The organism is Planktothrix sp. FACHB-1355, assembly GCF_014748295.1.
In the GTDB taxonomy this organism is placed as follows: Bacteria; Cyanobacteriota; Cyanobacteriia; order Cyanobacteriales; family Aerosakkonemataceae; genus Aerosakkonema; species Aerosakkonema funiforme_A.
Window position 1 is genome coordinate 1 of the sequence record NZ_JACJUP010000215.1, and the last position, 7613, is coordinate 7613.

The following is a 7613-nucleotide window of genomic DNA, read 5'->3' on the forward strand; positions in this document are numbered from 1 at the left end:
CTACAATGACTCGACCAATCAAATCTTGGCCCAGCCAAGGCGTGTTGTAGGAAAGAGACTTAAGATTTTGCTTTTGCACTTTCCAGGTTAACTGTGGATCGAATAGAATTACCTCAGCTGGCTGACCGGGAGCGATCGCAGCTGGGATTTGCTTGAGACAAACAGCTGGCTGAGTACTCAAAACTCGCCACAACTCCAACGCAGACCATTCGCCAGTTTCCACCAAATTTTGCCAAAGCAGAGGCAAAGCCAATTCTAAACCGATCGCACCTGGAGGCGCTTCCCCAAACGCCACCGTTTTCTCTTCGTAACTGTAGGGTGTGTGGTCAATTGCGATCGCATCGATGATTCCCTGCTGCACTCCTCGCTTCAAGGCAGCGCGATCGGCTGGACTACCCAAAGGCGGTGACAATCGCAGTGATGTATTATAACTGCTAATAGCTTCTGTGTCAAGCAAAAGGTGCATCCAAGTAGTGCTGGCCGTAATCGGTAAACCCCGCACCTTCGCTTCCCAAATCAACTGCACGCTGCGCCCAGTGGAAACGCGCATGATATGAACAGGAGTACCAACAGCTTCCACGACTTCCAGCAAAGCGGCGAGGGCGGCTGTTTCGGAGATAGAGGGATTTCCCGGTAAGCCTAAGCGAATCGAATTTATGCCTTCGCGCATCACCCCGTTCCCCGCCAACTCGCGGTATTCCGGCCAAAGAGCGATCGGCTTGCTCAGAGTTTTGAGGTATTCTAACAAACGGCGCACCAAAGCCAAGTTTTGCAGCGGTTGACCGTCGGTAAAACCGACAATACCAGAGTCAGCCAATTCTGCCAATTCCGTCATTTGCTGTCCCTGCACCCCCAAAGTGATCGCACCCCAGAAGTAGAGTGGGGGAGGAACTGATAACTTGTCGGTGATATCGCCTGCTAATCTCTGCAAACGTGCTAAACCTGCGGGATTATCCAGCGGCGGTGTCGTATTTGGTAGAATAGCGACGCGGGTAAAGCCGCCCGATCGAGCTGCTTGGATCAGAGATGGGAGGGTTTCTCGTTCTTCAAAACCGGGTTCTCCTGAGTGGCTGTATAAATCCACCAATCCGGGGCCTAAAACCAGTCCGCGACAATCACGCACCGATGTTTTGGATGGTAACTTAGAGATGTTTTCTTCCACAGCCTCGATCGTACCGTTGGCAATCAAAACATCGGCAATTTGATCGGTTCCGGAGACTGGATCTATGACTCGTACTTGTTGCAGCAATTCGCTATTGGTCATTGGCGATCGGTCAAACAATTTTGGATTTTAGATTTTAGATTTTAGATTTTCTCTATTTAGATTTTCTCCATGTCTGAAGCCAAAAATTTGTTTTTTAATCCAAAATCCAAAATCTAAAATCTAAAATTGGCTTTGAATTGGTCAAAAGAACAAACGAAAACTAACTAATGACCAATAGGAAATTTACAATGCTCCTGCTGCGGTTTTGTCGAGGACACCTCCACCCAAGTGAGTAGTGATATTCATGCTTTGCAGCACGGCATAACCGTCTGCACCTTGCGGATAGTCAATCACACTCACAGCGCAGTTACCTTGTTTAAAATTCCAGAAATGTTCTGGCTGCAAATCGAATAAATGGCAGAGAATAGCTTTGTTAATAGCATCGTGAGCTACTACTAAAATTGTTTTAGACTCTTTGCTATATTTAAGTACGATCGACTGCCAAGCTGCGATCGCTCTTGACCAAACCTGTTGCAAGTTTTCCCCTTCCGGCATTTGCACGATTTCGGGCGTTTCCTGCCACTGTTTTAGCAGACCTGGAAACTCTTGTTCGATTTCTGCCTCAAATTTTCCTTCCCAAAGTCCGTGACCGATTTCGCTTAAATCAGCAAGCAATTCCAGTTCTGTATTGGGATGATATTCTAAAATAATCTCAGCCGTTTCCTTGGGACGCAGCATCGGACTGCTAATAGCATTGTCTATCTGCACATCCTTGAGAAATTCCGCCGCCGCAGAAGATTGTTTTCTGCCATTATCGTTCAGCGGCACATCAATTTGCCCCTGAAACTTCTTCTGACGGTTCCACTCAGTTTCGCCATGACGCACTAACAGCAGACGCGGGCCCTGATGACCGGGACGAGGTTTTGGCAGCGGATCTCCCAGATGGTCGATCAAATTCATCGATTCCATCTGAACAGTTCCCCCGCCAATTTTACCTTCGATTGGCACAGAATCGGTATCGGGAAAATTCAAAACATTGATACCGCAGTTAGACTGCTGGATGGAGTGATAGCGAGAGGGTGGAATGCCGAGTGCTGTGCTAATCAAAGCACGATTAATACCGTTATGAGCTACTATGAGAATCGTTTTTCCCACATGGCGAGGCAAAACTTCCTGCCAAAATTGCTTAGCTTGCTCGTATAAAGCTAAAACAGGAAAATGTTCTCTAGTTCCTGCGGCTGTTGACAGCAGCATTCGCAGTTCGTGCGGTCGTTCTTTCCAGCACCGATAATCTTCGGAAAACTTTTCCTTTACCTCATCTTTGTGCAAGCGTTCCCACAAAGGCAGATCGATTTCCATTAATTTATCTGCCACCTGCAACTTCGGAGGATTTGGCAAATAGGATTGTACGATTTCTGCCGTTTCTTTTGCTCTTTGCAGGGGACTGCTGTAAATAGCATCAAAGGTAAGGCCCATAAGAGCAGGGGCAATCTGACGAGCGGTAGCACGCCCCGTTTCCGTCAATACCGATTCGTCGATACGGCCTTGGATGCGCTGTTGTTGATTATAGGTGCTTTGCCCGTGGCGGACAAGGATTACGCGGGTAGTCAGGGTTTTATCCTCCGCAAAGGTAGGGGACTGGGATGGTGAAGAAGGATCAGGAAGATTTTAACCTTTCTGGGGTACGCTGGGGCTACCCGACCCCCAACCACCTCCCCGTCTACAGAGAGGGGGAGCGCTGGTGTGCGATCGCACTTATTTATCGCAGTTAAGACCATGCCTAAAAGTGTACCCCACCTCAAATTTCTGCTCTCCCATATTTATAAGGGTAATAATATTTTATTTAACCGTAGGGTGTGTTAGGCACGGGCGAGAAATTGAGTATAGCAACCAATAATTAAATTGCCTGACAGTTAACTCGCATAATTCATCATGAACATTCTGTCGATCGCGATCGGTAGGTTACGGCACGGGAACTAAATTATTGGTTGAATGTAGGGGCGGGGTGACCCCGCCTCTACTTATCGCCAGTGCCTAACCAAGCCTACGATTAGATAAGTTTGCACGATCTACATCTCTTCTAATTCCTTGCCTTTCGTTTCCCTAATAAAAAAGACGACGAAAAAGATGGAAATCGCTGCCGATATCGTATACAAACCGTAGGCAGAACCTAACCCGAAGAATTGGAGTAGGGGAGGAAATGTCGTGGAAACGATAAAATTAGCAATCCACTGTATGGAAGCAGCGAGAGAAAGAGCAATTGCTCGAATCTGGTTATTAAAGATTTCTCCCAACAACACCCAGACGATCGGCCCCCAAGAACAACCGAAGAAAACTACGTAGAGATTGGCTGCTAAAAGCGCAATTATTCCAGAAGAACCTGTTAACGTGGGGTTGCCGGTGACAGGATCGATCGCAGCATTGCCAAAGATCAGCGCGAGCGTTCCTAGAGTAACGGTCATGCCGATCGAACCTAACAGAAGCAGAGGTTTGCGACCGAATTTGTCTACAGTAGAGATGGCAATAAAAGTTGTCAAAATATTGACAACACCTGTGATGACTGTAATCAAGAGCGAATCTCTTTCGGAAAATCCAACCGCTCGCCACAAAATACTGCTGTAGTAAAAGATAACGTTAATGCCAACGAATTGCTGGAGAATAGATAGACCCATTCCTATCCAGACGATCGGCAACAGTCCACCCCGTCTGCTGAGAATATCAGAAAATTTAGGTTTGTGTTCCCGATTAACCGTTTGGCGGATTTCTTCAACTTTTGCCTCAACATTACCCCCCAAAATCTTAGCGAGAACGTTAGCTGCTTCTCGGTCTCGACCTTGAGCCACTAAATACCGAGGCGATTCAGGTATCATCAAAGCCGCGACCCCGTAAAGGATTGCTGGCGGAATTTCCGACCAAAACATCCAGCGCCAAGCTGTGAATCCAAACCAAAATTCTCCCTCAGCAGATCCTCCTGCTCCCAAAGCAATAAAGTAGTCAGATAGCAGTGCGATGAAAATGCCTACAACGATCGCTAATTGTTGCAGAGAACCGAGTCTTCCTCGTAAATTAGCGGGAGCAACTTCTGCAATGTAAGCAGGTGCAATCACACTGGCTATCCCAACTCCCACTCCACCCAATCCGCGCCAAAAGATGAAGTCCCAAATCCCAAAAGGTATCCCAGAACCAATGGCGCTGAGCGTGAACATCACCGAAGCAATTATCATAGCTTTAATGCGCCCTTGTCGATCGGCGATCGGGCCTGCGATAAAAGCTCCCAGCGCAGACCCCAGCAACGCAGAGGAAACTGCCAGACCGATCATCCCACTGCTAGCGCCGAACGTTTTTTGCAATGCTGCGACAGCACCATTAATCACGGCAGTATCAAAACCGAATAAAAAACCGCCCAGTGCAGCAGCACAAGCAATTAAAATGATGCGAGATATATTCGGTCGATCGGCAATATACGAGGTGTTTGGAGAAGATGATTTCATAGCACAGCTCTTACACTCCTAAATTTGTGCAGGAAGTTCCCGTATTAAGTTTGTTGCCTTCAATGACTAGAGGTAGAGCAGGCGACACGATCGGTTAATACCATTTTGGATGCCAGAATTATACCTGGCGAAAGTTATACCAGCACTTAGTTTCAGCAATTCCAATCTGGTATAAATAACACAAATGGTATAAGGGCGGATTTTCCGGTCTGCCCTACAGGTTCTATAGTTGAATGCTCTTAACTCATAACCATAATAATAATGACTTATCAAGCGCATCAGGCATAGGGAATAGAATATTGGATAGAAATCCCATGCCTCTTATCCGCAAGTTAGTTTAAGATTTCTTAAGACAATCCCGTTTAAAAAACGGGATTGTCTTGTTTACGGACGTCCTCTTGTAAACTTTCGGCTTTGTCTACAACATCCTGCCTCTGAGAAGTCTTGTTAAAGCACTGCTGTTTTGTAGAGGCCCAATCTGCCTTTGGCCAAGGCGCTCTTGTAAACAAAAGTTAAATGCAGAAACACCTGACCTGAGTAGCCAGATGCTTCCTCATTTATACAGTCGTAATCTCAATATTGTCCACAAGAGCAGCCGTATCGTATTTTGAGTCTCCGCGATCGAAAGTTCTCATCGCCAACTCTACTGTTTGACCTCTAAAAGGAGTTAAGTCGTAAGTAACCGTTTTAAATCCGCCAAGATCGTATACAGTTTCATCTCCTCCAAAGAAATCAATCCCTTCTATTCGTTCCCAATTTGATGTATTGACTCTCTCTTTAGCGATTCTTGTGCCATTGAAGATAATCTCGAATTGGTCATCGAACTCGGTATCAACAAATTCGCTTGGTTCTTCAGAAATGACGTTGTAATTGATAATAATATCTTTGGCGTTTTGCCGAACGAAGAACTTTTGAGATATGCTGCTTTGGCTATTGTTCACCGAACCCAATCCGGTGCTGATAATAGCCATTTCGTTACCGTCAGTAGGTGAAAGTGGCCCCAAAGCTGTAATTGTACGAGTATCTCCCTTTGTTATCCAACCTAGCAATTCATCTTCCTCAAACGAACCATTCTTCAGTTCGGCAACAGAGAGGGAGGCGTCATCCGAACCGATTAGTTCAAACAGTGCTGGATCTCTATCTTTTTCTCGATCGACATTAATTCCGGGAATTTCACTTACAGTTTTACCTTCCACAAGTGCATCAAACATATCGATGCCGTGAGATTCGGCGAAACTAGATAGAACCACATCTGAATATCCCACAAAAGCTGCTGCGCCTTCACTCAGAAATGCCTGCGCTAAGGTTGGGTTTTTCGTGCTGTCGCAAGCACCTACATAAACAATTGAATCTGGCAAATTTTTTGAGTATTTGGTTATAAATGAAGGTGCGATCAAAAGTTCATTCCCAGATGTCGATGGAGTCAAACTTACACCCAAAACCAGCCTACCTGCCTTGAGGTCTGCACCGTACTTTTCGAGATATTCTTCTGAGTTGGATGAACTAATTTGCTCGCCCGAACTGATGATGACTTGACCGTTACGAACTCCTCCGTGTGTGGAAATGGCGATCGCGCCATATCTTTCCAGGTTCTTAAAATCTTCTACCGTTACATCATCGTTGTATTCATCTTTAACATCAAAGCCTGCATCGTTAAGGATTGAAGCAATGTTATTACCCTCGTCATAGGGTTCAAATTGGAAAGCATAGGGGGAAAGTACCAGTATTTGACTGGAACTATTCAATTTATTCCCATTAGCTTGACTAATTCGATCGCGAAAATAAACAGCGCTTTGATTAGCAGAGATTTGTGAAGAAATGCTGCGCTGTCCTTGATAGTTTAGTTGGTTTGTATCGAGTACAACTAAAACATCATCTTTGGTTTTCCAACCAAGTCCGTCGTTAGCAACTTCAATACTTCCTGGTTTTACTTCACTTGGATTCGCTTCCAGAAATGCTTTGATTTCCTCTATTGCTTGTTGTTCGCTGCGTCCGAAATTTAAAGCATTTTGGAATTTCTGACCTACTTGTGCGTTGAAGTTAATTGTTTGCTCAAATGCCTCTTCACTAATGGGATTCAAGATTTCTATCTGAGTAGGTTGGGTTGTTCGATCGCTTCCCGGAATTGCCGCAAAATAAGTTTTTTGACCGGGACTGGTAGGTGCGAGTGTAAACCTATTAGTAAAAACGCCGTCTTTGGCGATATCATCGCCTTTTTCAACATCACCTTTATCGAACAATTTGCCAAGTAAATTGGTGTTGCCGTTGCTGTCAGTTTCAAAAAGTTGAATTTCATCTACAGAACGAGGATTGGCAATTTTGGCGCTGAAGGTGACTTCGGTCGTTTTACCCGCAAACAAACTATCTTTACTTACTTTGAGTTCGCTTGCAAAGGTCGGTACGCCTGTGGGTGCTACGGGAAGCCGACCTTCCGCAAAACCGAACTCCATGTAGTGTTCAAAAGCACTGCGGAACAAACCTGCTGTAACGGCTGCCTTGACATCTGGATTGGCGTCGAGATAAAACTGACTGTTAAAGCGATCGCTGGGATTGCGCCCCTCAAATAAACCAAAAGTGGCAAAGTGTTGCATCGCAGTGGCGAAGGAACCGTCTGCGATCGCTTTTGCTACATCTGGATTCCTCTCCAGATAAAACTTCGTGTTAAAAAAAGCACTCGGATCGCGCTGTTCGTATTGACCGCGCCGATCGAAGTGCTTCAAGGGATAGTCAACTTTACCGCTGCTAAGTTCTGCTGCTACGTCTAGGTTCCTATCTAGATAAAACTCGTTATTAAACAGCAGACTGGGGTTGCGTCTCTCCCGTCGGCCAAAGTCATTGTAAGTAGTCGGACAAAAGTAATCGACACTGTATGAACTTTTGTTAAGGCACTTGCAGGAGTGCGATCGCTACCCACGGAT

General features: G+C 45.6%; 5 protein-coding genes. 1 reads left to right on the forward strand and 4 read right to left on the reverse strand.

Going from position 1 to position 7613, the window contains the following annotated elements; all coding sequences use genetic code 11:
- Together H6S82_RS11725 and H6S82_RS11730 are read right to left on the reverse strand one after the other, a co-directional pair.
- Positions 1–1264, reverse strand: a 1264-nt coding sequence (locus tag H6S82_RS11725) for a dihydroorotase (RefSeq protein WP_191056247.1), incomplete at its 3' end; no start/stop codon positions are given.
- 183 nt (positions 1265–1447) lie between these two features.
- On the reverse strand, positions 1448–2815 hold the full coding sequence (locus tag H6S82_RS11730) for a histidine phosphatase family protein (RefSeq protein ID WP_190470281.1): 1368 nt from the start codon (positions 2813–2815) through the stop codon (positions 1448–1450).
- 32 nt (positions 2816–2847) lie between these two features.
- Here H6S82_RS11730 and H6S82_RS33960 point away from each other — a divergent pair, with 32 nt between their 5' ends.
- Complete coding sequence (locus H6S82_RS33960; protein ID WP_277926399.1) at positions 2848–2976, forward strand: hypothetical protein; 129 nt, start codon at positions 2848–2850, stop codon at positions 2974–2976.
- Between the two features lie 297 nt (positions 2977–3273).
- Here H6S82_RS33960 and H6S82_RS11735 read toward each other — a convergent pair whose 3' ends face one another.
- Both H6S82_RS11735 and H6S82_RS11740 read right to left on the reverse strand, forming a co-directional pair.
- On the reverse strand, positions 3274–4695 hold the full coding sequence (locus H6S82_RS11735) for a sugar porter family MFS transporter (protein WP_190470263.1): 1422 nt from the start codon (positions 4693–4695) through the stop codon (positions 3274–3276).
- A 557-nt stretch (positions 4696–5252) separates the two neighbouring features.
- A complete protein-coding gene (locus H6S82_RS11740; RefSeq protein ID WP_190470266.1) occupies positions 5253–7415 on the reverse strand; it encodes a hypothetical protein in 2163 nt (720 codons plus the stop codon).
- Positions 7416–7613: the final 198 nt, after the last annotated feature.

What these genes read in the sequence shown, in the direction of transcription:
- H6S82_RS33960 (WP_277926399.1), top strand. Translation starts at nt 2,848, where the DNA reads ATGGTGAAGAAGGATCAGGAAGATTTTAACCTTTCTGGGGTACGCTGG.
- H6S82_RS11735 (WP_190470263.1), bottom strand. Translation starts at nt 4,695, where the DNA reads ATGAAATCATCTTCTCCAAACACCTCGTATATTGCCGATCGACCGAAT.